Raw genomic sequence first — 14,290 nt, 5'->3', positions numbered from 1 at the left:
ATACAGTATGTAGTGTACTGAGAGATGTCTCACGAGGGGAAGGCGACAGAAGGCTTGGTCTATTGCATACGAAATACGGTATGGTCGTACCGTGAACAGCACCGATGCGTTGTCGGCCCGGCGGGTGGCCCGCCCGGCCCCGCTGCGCCAGGCCGTGCACGAGGCGCTGCGGGACCTGATCGTCAACGGTGCCCTGCGCCCCGGGCAGCACCTCGTGGAGGGCGAGCTGGCCGCCCAGTTGGGCGTGAGCCGGCAGCCGGTCCGGGAGGCGTTGCAGCGACTGCAGTCCGAAGGGTGGGTGGACCTGCGCCCGACGCGTGGGGCGTTCGTGCACACGCCCAGCCCTGAGGAGGCGGTGCAGCTCCTGGGGACCCGCGCCGTGCTGGAGACGCACTCCGCGCGCCTGGCCGCGGGTCACGCCGACACCGGCCACGTCGAGCGGCTGTGGCAGCTGCAGCAGGAAGGACTCGACGCGCTCGGCGCGGGAGCCCGGCCGCGGCGGCTCGTGACCGCCAATGCGGCGCTGCACGCGTTCATCACGGAGATCTCCGGAAACGCCGTGCTGGCCGAGCTGATCGCTCAGGTCGACCGCCGCGTCCGCTGGTACTACACCCCGATCGCCCGCCCCCGGGGCGAGGACGCCTGGAAGGAGCACCACGCCGTCATCGAGGCGATCGCCGCCGGCGACGCCGACCGGGCGGAGAGCCTGATGCGCCAACACACCGAGCGGACGACCGAGTTCTACCGGCGGCAGATCGCCGGGGCGCCCTAGACATTCCCGTGGGGTGGAGGTGCGGTGGTGGGTTCGGGCGAGGAACCCACCACCGCACCGGTTCTGTCACGCGCGGCTGAGCGCCAGTGCGTCCGGCGGGGTCGCCGGGATCACGGGCTTCGGGCGACGCAGGAAGAGCGAGAGTCCGCCGGCGAAGAGGCCGATCGAGCCGGCCAGGATGAACGCGCCGCCGTAGCCCCACGCCGCGACGACCACCGCGCCGAGGCCGGAGCCGACGAGGCCGGACACCAGCTTGGAGGAGTAGACGAGGCCGTAGTTGGAGGCGTTGTTGTTCTCCCCGAAGTAGTCCGCGGTCATCGCCGCGAACAGCGGGAAGATGGCGCCGCCGCCGAATCCGGAGACCATCGACGCCATGAGGAACAGCGGCAGGCTGCCGATCGAACCGGAGAAGTACACCGCGAACTGCGACAGGCCCAGCACCACACACACGAACGTGAGGGTCTGGCGCCGGCCGTACCGGTCGGAGATCCAGCCGATGACGCCGCGGCCGGTGCCGTTGATGATCGCCTTGAGACTCATCGCCAGTGCCACGATCCCGCCGGCGAAGCCCATCTCGTCACCGAACGGCACCTGGAAGGCGATGCCGAAGATGTTCACGCCGGCGGTGCACAGCAGGCAGAACCACATCAGCGGAAGCACACCGGTGCGGACCGCCTCCATGGGCGTGTACTGGTGATCGGCCGGCGGGTTCTTGAGCAGCGAACGGCGCACCCGCGGGTCGTCGGTGGCGACGGTCAACGGGTCGACGTGCGCCGGCCACCAGTTCTTCGGCGGGTCCTTGAAGAAGAAGCCGCTCGCGGCCACCGTGGCGGCCAGGAAGAGGCCGACGACGAGCAGCACGCCGCCGTAGTTGCTGGTGTCCATGTAGGACTTGAAGAGGAAGATGAACGGCACGGACCCGTAGGCGAAGCCGCCGTTGACGAAGCCGGTCTTGCCGCCCTTGCGTTCCGGGTACCACTTGCCGACCATGTTGACGCACGTGGCGTAGACGAGGCCGGCGCCGGAGCCGCCGAAGAAGCCGAAACCGAGGTAGGCCCAGAAGACGTTCGGGGCGTAGGCGAGTGCGAGGTAGCCCAGCACCGTGCCGACCGCTCCGAGAATCATCGCGTTGCGGGCCGAGAGGGTGCCGTTCTCGCGCAGTTTGCCGGCAGGGAAGGCGATGGCGGCCTGGAAGAACACCCAGACGCCGAGGAGCCAGAAGATGTGTGCGCCGTGCCAGTTGTGGCCCTCGGCGAGCGTCTCCTCCGCGGAGGTGAACGCGTACTCCGAGGAGCTGATGGCCATCATGGCGAACCAGGGCAGGATCACCATCCAGACCCGGGAACGGCCCATCAGCTGCCGGTCGGTCTCACCGATGCGGTAGACCCGGCCGTTGTGGTCGGTGACCTCGCGGAAGGCGGAGTCGGGGCGGGAAAGGGTTGCTTGCGGAGCGGTAGCGTTTGCTTCGGGCATGTCGGAAGCGGGCACGCCGGACCTCCTTGGGCGGGGCGGTGCGGCCGGGCGGGCGGGCCCGGGCCACTGAGGGTTATGTGGTTCTGCACCTCCGGTAGGCATCTGTTCTTTCCGGGCCTATGCCTTCCGGCCCGGACAAGCGAAGGGACATGGCGGTCGGAGCCGTCGCCCCACGGAGCGGCGCGGGGCGACGGCGGCTGCTGAGGGCTAGCCTCCCGTGACGTGACCGGCGGCGCGGGCCCACCGGTACTTGGCGCCGAGGACCGCCACCGGCTTCTCCGTCGTGTACGGATAGGCCACGATGCCGTGTCGGTACAGGTGTTCGCTGGCCTCCTCGACCTCCACGTCACCGGAGAGCGAGGCGACCACCGGCTTGTGCACACCCTTGGCCCGGAACTCCTGGACCACGTCGACGACGAGTTCGGCGAAGACCATGGGCGGGGTCACGATGGTGTGCCAGTAGCCGAGAATCAACGCGTGGATCCGCGGGTCGGACAGACCCAACGCGATGGTGTTGCGATAGGTGGACGGCGGTTCGCCGCCGGTGATGTCCACCGGGTTGCCGGCCGCGCCGAACGGTGGGATGTACGCGCGGAACGCCTCGTCGAGGTCGGGCGGGATGCTCATAAGCGTCAGGTCGTTGTCGACGCAGGCGTCGGAGAGCAGCACGCCGGAGCCGCCGGCGCCGGTGATGATGACGACGTTCTCCCCCGTGGGCGTGGGCAGCAGCGGCACGCCGCGGGCGTATTCGAGCATGTCGCCCAGGCCGGGCGCGCGGATGACGCCGCTCTGGCGCAGGATGTCGTCGTACACCTTGTCGTTTCCGGCGAGCGCGCCGGTGTGCGAGCTCGCCGCTTTCGCGCCCTGGTCGGTGCGTCCGGCCTTCAGGACGATGACGGGTTTGCGGGCCGAGACCCGCTTCGCCGTCTCGGCGAAGGCGCGGCCGTCCTTCAGGTCCTCCAGGTGCATGGCGATCAGTCGGGTGTCGTCGTCGTGTTCGAAGAACGTCAACAAGTCATCTTCGTCGATGTCGGCCTTGTTGCCGACCCCCACGATCGCGGACACGCCCATTTCGGTGGAACGGCTGAAGCCCAGGATCGCCATGCCGATACCGCCGCTCTGCGACGACAGCGCGACACCACCACGCACGTCATAGGGTGTGCAGAACGTCGCCGAGAGGCGCTGCGGCGTGTAGTAGTAGCCGTAGATGTTCGGCCCGAGCACCCGGACGCCGTGCCGGCGGGCCACCTCGACCACCTCCTCCTGGAGTTCGTGGTTGCCCGTCTCGCCGAAGCCGGACGGGATGAGGATCGCGCCGGCCACACCCTTGCGGCCGGCCTCGTCCAGCGCCTTCGCGACGAACTTCGCGGGAATGGCGAAGACCGCCACGTCGACGTCGCCCGGCACGTCGCAGATGCTGGCGAACGCCTTGCGTTCCAGGATCTCCGCGGCCTTCGGGTTGATCGGGTAGATCTCGCCCCGGTAGCCGCCGTCGACCAGGTTCCGCATGACGGAGTTGCCGATCTTGCCGGCCTCCGCGGAGGCGCCGATGACCGCGATCGACGCGGGCCGCATGATGCGGTTCATCGACGCCAGGATCTCCTCCTGGGTGAACGCCGTCGGCCGCACCGCCGCCGCGGGGTCCACGATGACGCGCACGTCCACGGCGACGGCCGAGTCCTCGGTGGCGAGCACCGGGTTCAGGTCCACTTCGGACAGTTCCGGGAAGTCGTTCACGAGGTCCGAGACGCGCTGGATGACGGACGCCAGCAGGTCCCTGTTCGCCGGTGCGGCACCCCGTACGCCGCGCAGGATCTCGGCGGCGGCGATCCCGTCCACCATCGAACGGGCGGTCTCGGCGTCGGTCGGCGCCAGCCGGAACGTCACGTCCTTGAGCACCTCGACCAGCACCCCGCCGAGCCCGAACGCCACCACCTTGCCGAACGCCGGATCCGTGACCGCGCCGACGATGACCTCGTGCCCGCCGGAGAGCATCCGCTGCACCTGCACCCCGGTGACGCGCGCGTCGGCGTCGTAGGCGCGGGCGTTGTCCACGATGGACGCGAACGCCGCCGCCGCGCCCGCGTCGTCGCCGATCCCGACGAGCACGCCGCCGGCCTCGGTCTTGTGCAGGATGTCCGGCGACACGATCTTCATGACGACCGGGTAGCCGACCTCCGTTGCCAGGGCGACGGCCGCGTCGGCGGTCTCCGCGAGGCCCTCCTTCGGGGTGTCGATCCCGTAGGCCTCGGCGACCGTGCGCCCCTCGGGGGCCGTCAGGGCACTGCGCCCCTCCTCCCGCACGCGGTCGAGAATCGCCCGCACGGCGTCGCGGTCGTAGCGCTGCTGCGTCATTGGTCAGGTCTCCGCTTCTACAGCGCACCGGCGGCGCGCAACTCGCCGACCCGGGCCGGGTCGTAGCCGAACTCCCCCAGTACCTGTTCGGTGTGCTCGCCGAGCAGCGGTGAGCGTGCGACGTCGACGGCCGAGTCGGAGAGCTTGATGGGACAGCCGACCGTCTTGAACGTCCCTCGCGTGGGGTGCTGCACCTCGACGACGGAACCGAGCTCCGCCAGGGTCTCGTCCTCGATGAGTTCCTTCGTGGACAGGATCGGCCCGCAGGGGATGTTCAACGCGTTGAGTGCGTCCATCACCTCCCACTTGGTGTGCTTCTCCGTCCACTCCTCGACGAGCGCGAACATCTTGTCCAGTTTGGACAGTCGCACCTGCGGGGTGTTCCACTGTGGATCGTCGGCCAGCTCGGGACGGCCGATCAGCTCGGCGAGCGGCTTCCAGCCGACCGGCTGCACGATGACGTAGATGTAGTCGTTGGGGCCGCCCGGCGCGCACCTGACCGCCCAGCCCGGCTGTCCGCCGCCGGAGGCGTTGCCCGACCTCGGCACCTCTTCGCCGAAGTGCGAGTTGGGGTACTCGGTGAGCGGGCCGTGCGCGAGGCGCTGCTGGTCGCGCAGTTTGACGCGGCACAGGTTGAGCACGGCGTCCTGCATGGCGACCTGCACACGCTGGCCGCGTCCGGTGTGGGTGCGCTGGTACAGCGCGGCGAGGATGCCGGCCACGAGATGGATGCCGGTGCCGGAGTCGCCGATCTGCGCGCCGGTGGCCGTCGGCGGGCCCTCCTCGAAGCCGGTGGTGCTCATCGAGCCGGCCATCGCCTGGGCGATCACCTCGTACGCCTTGAACTTCGCGTAGCGGCCGGGGCCGAAGCCCTTGATGCTCGCGTACACCAGGCGGGGGTTGATCTCCTGAAGGCGTTCCCACGAGAAGCCGAACCGGTCGACGACGCCGGGACCGAAGTTTTCCACCAGGACGTCGACGCCCGCCACGAGGGAGGTGAAGACCTCCTTGCCCTCGGGGCTCTTCATGTTGAGCGTGATGCTCCGCTTGTTGCAGTTGAGCATCGTGAAGTAGAGGCTGTCCACGTCGGGCAGGTCGCGCAGCTGGCTGCGGGTGATGTCCCCGGTGCCGGGCGCCTCGAGCTTGATGACGTCGGCGCCCAACCAGGCGAGAATCTGCGTGGACGAGGGGCCTGACTGGACGTGCGTCATGTCCAGGACGCGGATGCCTTCCAGCGCTTTGCTCATCGGTCAACTCCCACAGGTTCTATCGCGGATCGCAGACTGTATACCGTATGTGGTAGGCCCATCGTGACCTACGTAACAACCGTGTGTCTAGAGGGTGAGGAGACCTTTTCGAACCGTGTCGATAGCCGACGCGACGCGGCCGGTCCGCAGGTCGTAGACCATCCCGTGGAACGCGCACCGCTCCCCCGCGACCGCCGCGGACAACCGCCGCACGGTGGCCGCCACGTGCAGTTCCACCACGTCGTCCACCTCGGCGGCGGCCCGCGCGTGCGGCACGATCGCGTCCACCACCGCGCGCAGGTTCCGCGAGATCGGGGTCCCGGCGGCCACCAGGTCGCACGCGGCGCGCACCGCCCCGCAGGCGTGGTGGCCGAGCACCAGCACGAGCGGGACGCGCAACACCGTCACGGCGTACTCGACGCTGCCGAGCGTCTCGCGGCCGATGGTGTGCCCGGCGGTGCGCACCACGAACAGGTCGCCCAGCCCGCAGTCGAAGATGAGCTCGGCCGGCAGCCGCGAGTCGGAGCAGCCGACCACCGCCGCGAACGGCGCCTGCTCGCCGGCCACCGCGTTACGGCGCGCGGCGTCCTGGTGCGGGTGGACGGAGGCGCCGGCGGCGAAGCGTTCGTTGCCGGCGAGCAGCCGCGCCAGCGCACCCTGGGCCACCGACGGCGACCCGGCCGCCGGCAGCGGCGTCAGCGGCGACGCTGGCGCCGGTCGCGGCCCCGACACCGGCATCGTCTCGCGCACCGGCACGGCCGTGGACGACGGCACCGCCGCGGGCGCCGGCGGCTCGGGCGCCACCGCTACGCCCCGGGGACGGAGAGCACGCGCCGGCCGGGCTGGTGCAGCCGCGCGGTCAGCGCCGCCGCGAGCAGGCCCAGGCCGCCGGCGACGAGGAAGGCCGGGACGGTGCTCGGCGCACCGGCGTAGGCGCCCGCGAGCGAGACGCCGGCCACCCCGCCGAACGCCTTGCCGGTGTACACGATGCCGTAGTTGGCCAGCGTGGCGTCGTCGCCGAACCAGTCCCGCACGAGGCTCACCAGCAGCGAGTAGCCGGCGCTGGTACCGGCACCGGCGAGGCCGGCGAAGAGCACGACGGCGGCCAGCGTTCCGCCGCGCACCGCGGCCAGCAGCCCGAACTGGGCCGTCCCGCCGAGCACCAGCGCCAGCGCGAGCACCCGCTTGCGGCCGAGCCGGTCCGACAGCGAACCCGTCCAGACCCGGCCCAGGCCGGCCGCCACGGCGAGCGTGCCGAGAGAGGCCGCGGTGAAGGCCGGCGTCGCGTCGGCGTGCGCGGCGAGGTAGGCGACGTCGAACAGCGCCATCGTGGCGGTCAGCACCACCACCACGAACATCAGCGGCAGCATCCCGCTGCGCACCGCGGCCCACGGTGGGAACGCCCGCGCCGCCGGCACGTTGTTGGGGATGCTGCGGTTGACCCGGCGGTCCAGGGCGAAGCGGTGCGGGTCGATGTGCGCGGGCCACCAGTTCGCCGGCGGGCGGGACAGCAGCAGGCCGCTCACGCCGATCGCGACGAGCACGAGCACGGCCGCCGCGTCCAGCACCACCGCCGGATCCGCGAACGACACGAGCACCACGAACGGCAGCGCCCCGTAGCCGAACGCGCCGCTGACGAAGCCGACGCGGGTGGCGACCCGTTCGGGGAACCACTGGGTCACGGCGCCGATGCACGTGGCGTACACGGTCCCGCAGCCCACCCCGCCGAGAACGGAGTACGTGACCACCGGCGGGCCGGCGTCGTGCGCGAGGGCCAGCAGCGCCACGGCGCACAGCACCGCCGCCACCAGCAGCGGCACCCGCGGGCCGACCCGGCGGTACAGCCAGGTCGCCGGGAACGACACCCCGGCCTGGCACACCACCCACACGGCCAGGACGGTGAGCGCCTCCCCCACGCTCCAGCCCCGTTCGCGCGCGAGGGCCGGAACGGCCGCGCCGAAGCCGTACTGGAACAGGCTGATCGCGAACATCGAGATCCAGGCGAGGCCGAGCATCCACTCGCGTGGGCGGCCGGTCAGGTCGACGTCGCGCTCGCCGACGCGATAGCGCCGGCCGTAGTAGTCGTGGATGTCGCGCGTGTCGCGGGGAACGGTAGGCATGTCGAGCCTCCTGCACACTGTATGCTGTATGCGACCTGCTTCACTGTGTACCATCGGCCCGTATCGCTGTCCAGGGAGTGGCTATGGAGTGGGGTTCCGCCCGACGGGTCGCCGCGTCGTACGGGACGCCGGGGTCGCCGGTCGACGTGCCGCTGGCGGAGGCGCTCGGGTACGCGCTCGCCGGGCCGCTCACCGCTTTGGTGCCGTCGCCGTCCTACGACTCGTCGGCCATGGACGGCTATGCCGTCGCCGGCCCCGGGCCGTGGCGCGTCGTCGGCCGCGTCCTCGCCGGCGACCCCACCCCCGGCGCCGCCGGACCCGCGGAACCCGGCACCCCGCCCGGGCACGGCGCCCGCACCGCCGGGACCGGCGTGCTCTTCGAGCCCGACGCCCTCATCCCGCAGTCGGTCACCGCCGCCGAGCCAGGCGCCCGCATACCGCAGCCCGGCGTCCGCATACTGCCGCCCGGCACGGCCGTCGAGATCGCCACCGGCGCCGTGGTGCCGCCGGGCGCCGACGCGGTACTGCCGTACGAGGACGCCGTCGTGCTGCCCGGGGACGGCATGAAGATCGAGAGCCGGCCCGTCGGCGAGACCGGCCGGGAAGGTCGCGCGCACGGCGGGCGGCACATCCGGCGCACCGGCGAGGACTACCCCGCCGGTACCGTTCTCCTGGCCGAAGGGACCGCGCTCACGCCCGCGGCACTGGCCCTCGCGGCCGCCACCGGATACGACACCGTGCGCGTGCGCCCGAGGCCCCGCGTCGGCGTCATCGTCACCGGCCGCGAGGTGCGCGCGAGCGGGCTCCCCGAGCCGGGCCGGGTCCGCGACGCCATCGGTCCCCTGCTGCCCGGCCTGATCGCGCGGGCCGGTGGGCACCCGCGGTTCGGGACCCGGCTCGGCGACGACCGCGCGGCGCTCGCGGAGGCGTTGCGGGACAAGGGTTCCGACGTCGTGGTGGTGTGCGGGGCGACGTCGGTGGGCGCCGCGGACCACCTGCGCGCCGCGCTCAAGGACGTCGACGCGAGCGTGCTCGTCAGCGGCGTCGCGTGCCGTCCGGGGCACCCGCAGCTGTTCGCCGCGCTGCCGGACGGGCGGGCCGTCGTCGGGCTGCCGGGCAACCCGTTCGCGGCGCTCGTGGCGGCCGTCACGCTGTTGGTGCCGGTCGTCGAACGGCTCGCCGGCCGGGCGCCCCGCAGGCCGCGGACGGCGCGCGGGCGGGACCTGCCGAGCCACCCGCGCGACACGAGAGTGGTGCCGGTGCGTTACGACGGCGACGGCGTGGTCCCCGTCGGGCACGACCGGCCGGGCACCCTGTGGGGCGCCGCGCTCGCCGACGCCCTCGCCGTGGTGCCGCCGCGCTGGGACGGCGACACCCCGGTGGAGCTGCTCAGCAGCGGGTGACGATGCCGTTCGTCACGGAGATGGTGCGGTCGTAGCGGACGCCGGGGCCGTGCAGGCGGTACCGCTCGGTGGAGGTGCCGGTGGCGTGGCGCTGGTCGCGGGGGACGTTCAGCAGCCAGGAGGCCTCGCCGGTGTACGTGTCGAGCATCGTGGTGGGGCCGCTCGTCCAGCCGTCGCTGAGCGCGATCGTCGTGGTGAGCCGGTCGGCGGCGTCGATGGTGACCGTGCCGTCCATCCCGTAGCGACGATCGACCGTGGTTTTCCGGCCGGGCCGGACGTCCACAGTGGACGAATCCGTCCAGGTCGCGGAGAGCGAGTCGGAGGTCTCGTCGTCGTTCCACCGATGGGTCGAACGGTGTCCGACGGAGCGCGACACCGACGTGAAGACCCGGCCGTGCGACGTGTCCACGTAACCGGCGGCGGAGAAGGAGTGCGACGCGGTCGTGGCCACCGAGTGCCCCGGCGCGTACACGGCGGAGTTGGTGGCGTCCCGGTCGCCGCTTTCCACCAGCGCGCCCGTGACCACACCGCGCCGGGCGTCCCGCCACGCCAGGAACGTCGTCGGCACGTCCCACCCTGTCTGCCCCTCGGGGACGCCGAGGACCGACACCGACACCCGGTGCGGCAGCCCGTCGGTGAGCCGCCCCACGAACGGCGTCAGGTCGTAGCGCACCGGCTGGATGTCGAACGCCCGCGGCGCCGGCAGCACGTACCAGAGGAACGGGTTGGACCAGCCGCCGGTGTAGATGTGCGGGTACGGGGCCGCCACGCCGGCGAGCACCCCGTCGATGCGCACCTGCACCTCGCGGTGCGGCCCGTTGTCGGCGGGGCACGAGTAGGGCGCGCCGGTCGGCGTCGTCAGGTACCAGAACTCCTCGCAGCCGCCGCCGGAGCCGGTGGCGTACACGTCGGCGACGAGGCGTTCGGTGTTGCGCGGCACGGTCAGGTCGCCGACGAGCGAGGTGCCCTCGTTGTGCTGGCCGGCCAGCCCGAGCACGGTGTCGGCCTCGCCGGCCGGCGGGCGCCCCGGGTAGAACGTCAGCGACACCCGCACGTCGAGGATGCCGGTGTAGGTGTCGTTGACGACGTTCCCGATGAGCATCTCGACCGGTTGCGGCGCGGACAGCAAGGGGGCGTATCCGGTGAGGTCCTTCTCGACCGTCCACTGTATACCGTCGACGGAAGGCTCCGGGGTCGACGTCTTGAACACCGTCACGCCGCCGATGCGCAGGTAGCCGAGCCGGTCGTACTGGCGGCCGGCGACCGCGCCGTCGAGGCGCAGCACCACCTTCTGCCACGGTCCCCGGCACGCGGCCGGCGGCGTGAACGTCGACGTGTACGGCGTGAAGTCGCGGAACTCGGTGTCGACGATCTGCACCGTGCAGGAACGCCCGCGCGGATGCTCTACGGGCGGCGCGGCCGTGCGCGGATCGTCCCAGTCGCTGCCGAACTCCACGGGCACCGGCACCGCCGGCTCGGCCCGCGCCGGGCCGGCACCCGTGATCAGAAATCCGAACAGCACACACCCGAGGGCCACAAGTCTGCGAAGCACCCGGCAATCTGATCTAATTCATCGACCCCTGTCAACGGGGAAGCAGATCCGCCAGTTTCTCCACCACGGGAACGGCCTCGATGTGCAGCCGCGCCACGTTGAGCCCGTCGTCGCCGAGCACCGCCAGGAGCGCGTGCCCGCCGATCAGATACACCGTGAAGTAGCCGCCGAGACTGCGGATCGTCGCGTCCCGGAAGCCGCCCTGCCCCAGCGCCATCCCGCTCTGGCGCCCGAGTCCGGCCGTCGTGGCGGCGAGCGCGGACACGTCGTGCGCGTCCCGCCCGCCCGGCAGGTTGTGGGTGATGAGCAGCCCGTCCACGCCGGCGAGCACGCAGCCGCGCACCCCCGGCACGGCCAGCTGCAGGTCGGAGAGGAGTCCCCGTGCCGTCGCGAGCGGCCCCTCGACCGGCACCGGCCGGGTCTCCGCCGCCGGGTGCGGGGGCGCGTCGTCCGCGAGGCGTTCGTTGCGCCGGGGCAGCGCGGCCCCGGCCTCGGTCCGCCGGCCCCGGGCCGTCACAGCTCCAGCTTCTCTTCCGCCAGCCGCAGGTGATGCCGGGCCAACGCGAGGTTGGAGCGCGACTTCGACAGCGCCAGGTAGAGGAAGAGGCCCTGGCCGTTGGCGCCGCGCAGCGGCCGGATGATGTGGTACTGCGTGTCGAGCGTGATCAGCATGTCCTCGATGCCCTCGCCGAGGCCGAGGAGCTGGATGGTGCGCAGCTTCGCGCGGACGACGTCGGTGTTTCCCGCCGCCGCGACGGTGATGTCGAGATCGGGTCCGCCGCCCAGGACGCCGAGCGTCATACCGCTCGTGTAGTCCACGAGGGCGGCCGCGATCGCCCCTTCGATGCTCATGATGTTCTTCAATGTGACGTCGATGTTCGTCAACACTGCCTCCCGCTGAAGCCGGCCTTATCGCAGGTCGCAGCCTTTCACGTGACCGGTCGATCACAGCAAGGATCGACGCAGTGTCTGCCCGTGCGGACTAGGGAAATCATCCGTGAATCCGATTTCGGATCGACGTTGCGTCGTCCGGCGACGCCGTTGCGTGATCATGCGAGCAGGGTGGCATCGGGAAGGGTCAGCGGCGCCCAGTGATCGGTGCCGAATCGGCCGTGCTTCGGGTCGACGCCGATGAAGCGCGCCGTGCGGATCCGGGTGAAGGTGTGCCGCGCCGCCCAGTCCACCGTCGTGCGCTGCCGGATCCGGCCCGGGCACAGCCACGCCCGCCGCGCGAAGCTCACGACCGTCGAGTGCCCGTGCACCTGCCCGAACGGCACCACCACCGGCGCGTCCAGCCACGACCCGTACAGGTCGGACGCCGCCTCGGCCCACAGCGGGCCGCCCCGGGAGTCCCAGAGCAGTTCCTCGGGGCGGGTGTTGAGCAGGTCGGCGGCGGTGGCCGCGGTGACCGGCTCGCCGAGCGCGCGCCACGTGGCGACCGTCATGCCGGCGTGGCAGATCAGCAGTTCCTCGCCCTCGCGGGTGCGCACGGCGGCCGCCACCCGCAGCCACTCCTTCAGCCACCAGGTGCGCAGCAGCGTCGCCGCGTCCTCGTCCAGCCGCGTCGGCCAGAACGGTTCGCCGCCCAGGTACTGCGCCTCGTGGTTGCCGACGAGCTGGATCCAGCGCTCCGGCGCGATCTCCTGCCGGGCCCGCACCAGGTCCAGGACGCCGCGGCTGTCGGGGCCCCGGTCGACGAGGTCACCGACCTGGATGATCACCGTGTCGGGGTCGTCGACCAAGGGCGCGACCGCGCGGGTGAGCTGGGCCGCGCAGCCGCCGACGTCGCCGATCACCACGATGTCCGGCACGGGGCCCCTTCCGGTGGGCGGACAGAAACTCTTCCCGCCCCATGTGTACCTCGCCCGGCGCCTCAGGCCAGTTCGTAGTCGAACCAGATCCGGTGCGTGCCGTCCTCGTCGATCGCCAGGCCGCCGGTGCCGCTGATGCCGCCCAGTTCGCCGGTGCCGCTCGCGGGCACGATGACGAAGTGCTCGTGGCGGCGGTCCCCGCCCAGGGTGGTCGCCGAGTGGACGAAGTTGAAGGCGCCCTCGCGTCCGGCGAGCGTTCCCTCGAAGGACTCCATGGCCACGTAGGTGCCGACGCCGGACTCCTGGTCGTAGGCCGCGGTGAAGAGGGTCGCGGAGCGGCCGGTGACCTCGCCCGCGAAGGCCTTCTCCATGGTGGCGACGCCGACCGGGACGGCGGTCGCGATCGGCGGCACCGGGGCGACGGCGGCCGGCGTGAACCCGGAGACGGTGAACGTACCTGCTGCTCTCATCCCCGAGACCCTAACGGCAGAATGGTCCGGTGCCCGACCTTTCGCTCTGTCCGTGCGGTCTCGGCGACCCCTACCCCGACTGCTGCGGCCGCTTCCACGACGGGTCCGACGTGCCGGCGACGGCCGAGGCGCTGATGCGTTCCCGCTACAGCGCGTTCGCGGTACGTGACGCCGCATACCTGCTGCGGTCATGGCATCCGCGGACCCGGCCGCGCCGGCTGGAGTTCGATCCGGAGCAGCGGTGGCTGCGCCTGGAGATTCTGGATACCGCCGACGGTGGACTGTTCGACAGTCAGGGGACGGTGGAGTTCCGGGCGCATCACCGCAGCGGCGGGCGACGCGGCCGCCTGCACGAGCGCAGCCGCTTCGCCCGCCACGAGGGTCGGTGGGTCTACGTGGACGGCGAGATCCGTCAGGACGGGACGTAGAAGCTGTCCGACGGCGTGGTGGTGTACCCGCCGGGCGGCACGGTCGCGACCGGCGTCCCCGTGCACCAGGTCCCGCGGTACAGGCGGACCGCGACGTTGGTCTCGTTGCGGAGCGCGGTGATGGGACCGTTGTCGACGCCGTGGCAGCCGGCCGCCGGGTTGGCCGTGGCCACCCACAGTGTGCCGACCCGGAAGTAGATCCGGCCGAAGGCGGCCGAGGCGGGTACGGCGGTGGCGGCGACCGCGGCGACGGTCACCGCCCCGACGAGTGCGGCGCGCGTGAGCTTGCGCATGCTGTGGCTCCTCCCCGTTGTTCGGTGCCACCGACGCTAGCCACGCCGCGTAATTTCTACGTAACTACGTAGAAGCTCCCCACGAGGGAGATGGTGAAGCCGCCCGGCTGCACCGTCTCGGTCGGCGCGCCCGAGCACCCCGCGGTGCGGTAGAGCCGGATCCGGGAGTCGGTGTTGTTGCGGACCTGCACGTCCCGCGCCGCGGCGCGGGTGTAGCAGCGCGGCGCCGGATCGCGGTATACCGTCGACGACGTACCTTCTTCGATCACCAGTACACCGGTGGCGGCCTGGGCGGGTGCGGCGCTCACGACGAGCCCACCCACCGCAAGTGCCCCCACGATCGCCAGTCTTGCCTTCATCGGTCTC

Annotated in this window: 15 protein-coding genes; 3 read left to right on the top strand and 12 right to left on the bottom strand. The window is 71.7% G+C overall.

Annotated elements, in window-relative coordinates; genetic code table 11:
- Window positions 1-91: 91 nt before the first annotated feature.
- Window positions 92-772, top strand: coding sequence for a GntR family transcriptional regulator (locus tag Val02_RS11545; protein WP_239152732.1), 681 nt, complete (start codon window positions 92-94; stop codon window positions 770-772).
- 66 nt (window positions 773-838) lie between these two features.
- On the opposite strand, the gene Val02_RS11540 is transcribed toward Val02_RS11545, so the two are convergent.
- The 5 genes from Val02_RS11540 to Val02_RS11520 all read right to left on the bottom strand — a co-directional run bounded on the left by Val02_RS11540 (window position 839) and on the right by Val02_RS11520 (window position 7,967).
- Complete coding sequence (locus tag Val02_RS11540) at window positions 839-2,260, bottom strand: OFA family MFS transporter (RefSeq protein WP_203898975.1); 1,422 nt, start codon at window positions 2,258-2,260, stop codon at window positions 839-841.
- A gap of 192 nt (window positions 2,261-2,452) precedes the next feature.
- Window positions 2,453-4,600 (bottom strand): acetate--CoA ligase family protein, encoded by a 2,148-nt coding sequence (locus Val02_RS11535; protein ID WP_203898974.1) that lies wholly within the window; start codon window positions 4,598-4,600, stop codon window positions 2,453-2,455.
- Between the two features lie 17 nt (window positions 4,601-4,617).
- Window positions 4,618-5,847: a formyl-CoA transferase gene (gene frc / locus Val02_RS11530; protein WP_203898973.1), complete on the bottom strand. Its 1,230-nt coding sequence runs from the start codon at window positions 5,845-5,847 to the stop codon at window positions 4,618-4,620.
- An 87-nt stretch (window positions 5,848-5,934) separates the two neighbouring features.
- A complete protein-coding gene (locus tag Val02_RS11525) occupies window positions 5,935-6,651 on the bottom strand; it encodes a carbonic anhydrase (protein ID WP_239152730.1) in 717 nt (238 codons plus the stop codon).
- Window positions 6,652-6,653: 2 nt separating this feature from the next.
- Window positions 6,654-7,967, bottom strand: a complete 1,314-nt coding sequence (locus tag Val02_RS11520; protein WP_203898972.1) for an MFS transporter — start codon at window positions 7,965-7,967, stop codon at window positions 6,654-6,656.
- 83 nt (window positions 7,968-8,050) lie between these two features.
- Between Val02_RS11520 and Val02_RS11515 the strand changes: the two genes are divergently transcribed.
- Entirely contained in the window at window positions 8,051-9,370 is a 1,320-nt protein-coding gene (locus Val02_RS11515; RefSeq protein ID WP_203898971.1) for a molybdopterin molybdotransferase MoeA, read from the top strand.
- On the opposite strand, the gene Val02_RS11510 is transcribed toward Val02_RS11515, so the two are convergent.
- The 5 genes from Val02_RS11510 to Val02_RS11490 all read right to left on the bottom strand — a co-directional run bounded on the left by Val02_RS11510 (window position 9,357) and on the right by Val02_RS11490 (window position 13,203).
- On the bottom strand, window positions 9,357-10,922 hold the full coding sequence (locus Val02_RS11510) for a peptide-N4-asparagine amidase (protein ID WP_239152728.1): 1,566 nt from the start codon (window positions 10,920-10,922) through the stop codon (window positions 9,357-9,359). The two genes, Val02_RS11515 and Val02_RS11510, sit on opposite strands and share 14 nt — an antisense overlap.
- Before the next feature lie 31 nt (window positions 10,923-10,953).
- A complete protein-coding gene (locus Val02_RS11505) occupies window positions 10,954-11,439 on the bottom strand; it encodes a roadblock/LC7 domain-containing protein (RefSeq protein ID WP_239152726.1) in 486 nt (161 codons plus the stop codon).
- The gene (locus tag Val02_RS11500) at window positions 11,436-11,774 is read right to left on the bottom strand and encodes a roadblock/LC7 domain-containing protein (RefSeq protein ID WP_373317885.1); all 339 of its coding nucleotides are present in this window, start codon (window positions 11,772-11,774) and stop codon (window positions 11,436-11,438) included. The genes Val02_RS11505 and Val02_RS11500 overlap by 4 nt, the downstream gene beginning before the upstream one ends.
- A 197-nt stretch (window positions 11,775-11,971) precedes the next feature.
- Entirely contained in the window at window positions 11,972-12,733 is a 762-nt protein-coding gene (locus Val02_RS11495; RefSeq protein WP_203898969.1) for a metallophosphoesterase, read from the bottom strand.
- A gap of 62 nt (window positions 12,734-12,795) precedes the next feature.
- The gene (locus Val02_RS11490; RefSeq protein ID WP_203898968.1) at window positions 12,796-13,203 is read right to left on the bottom strand and encodes a DUF3224 domain-containing protein; all 408 of its coding nucleotides are present in this window, start codon (window positions 13,201-13,203) and stop codon (window positions 12,796-12,798) included.
- Between the two features lie 29 nt (window positions 13,204-13,232).
- Between Val02_RS11490 and Val02_RS11485 the strand changes: the two genes are divergently transcribed.
- A complete protein-coding gene (locus Val02_RS11485) occupies window positions 13,233-13,631 on the top strand; it encodes a YchJ family protein (RefSeq protein ID WP_203898967.1) in 399 nt (132 codons plus the stop codon).
- Here Val02_RS11485 and Val02_RS11480 read toward each other — a convergent pair.
- Window positions 13,616-13,924, bottom strand: a complete 309-nt coding sequence (locus Val02_RS11480) for a hypothetical protein (RefSeq protein ID WP_203898966.1) — start codon at window positions 13,922-13,924, stop codon at window positions 13,616-13,618. The two genes, Val02_RS11485 and Val02_RS11480, sit on opposite strands and share 16 nt — an antisense overlap.
- A gap of 56 nt (window positions 13,925-13,980) precedes the next feature.
- Window positions 13,981-14,283, bottom strand: a complete 303-nt coding sequence (locus Val02_RS11475; RefSeq protein WP_203898965.1) for a hypothetical protein — start codon at window positions 14,281-14,283, stop codon at window positions 13,981-13,983.
- Between the last annotated feature and the right edge of the window lie 7 nt (window positions 14,284-14,290).

The sequence above is a fragment of the Virgisporangium aliadipatigenens genome, from assembly GCF_016863615.1.
GTDB lineage: Bacteria > Actinomycetota > Actinomycetes > Mycobacteriales > Micromonosporaceae > Virgisporangium > Virgisporangium aliadipatigenens.
This window is presented reverse-complemented; position numbering and strand designations above follow the sequence as displayed.

What these genes read in the sequence shown, in the direction of transcription:
- Val02_RS11490 (WP_203898968.1), bottom strand. Translation starts at nt 13,203, where the DNA reads ATGAGAGCAGCAGGTACGTTCACCGTCTCCGGGTTCACGCCGGCCGCC.
- Val02_RS11480 (WP_203898966.1), bottom strand. Translation starts at nt 13,924, where the DNA reads ATGCGCAAGCTCACGCGCGCCGCACTCGTCGGGGCGGTGACCGTCGCC.
- Val02_RS11475 (WP_203898965.1), bottom strand. Translation starts at nt 14,283, where the DNA reads ATGAAGGCAAGACTGGCGATCGTGGGGGCACTTGCGGTGGGTGGGCTC.
- Val02_RS11520 (WP_203898972.1), bottom strand. Translation starts at nt 7,967, where the DNA reads ATGCCTACCGTTCCCCGCGACACGCGCGACATCCACGACTACTACGGC.
- frc (WP_203898973.1), bottom strand. Translation starts at nt 5,847, where the DNA reads ATGAGCAAAGCGCTGGAAGGCATCCGCGTCCTGGACATGACGCACGTC.
- Val02_RS11535 (WP_203898974.1), bottom strand. Translation starts at nt 4,600, where the DNA reads ATGACGCAGCAGCGCTACGACCGCGACGCCGTGCGGGCGATTCTCGAC.
- Val02_RS11500 (WP_373317885.1), bottom strand. Translation starts at nt 11,774, where the DNA reads ATGAGCATCGAAGGGGCGATCGCGGCCGCCCTCGTGGACTACACGAGC.
- Val02_RS11515 (WP_203898971.1), top strand. Translation starts at nt 8,051, where the DNA reads ATGGAGTGGGGTTCCGCCCGACGGGTCGCCGCGTCGTACGGGACGCCG.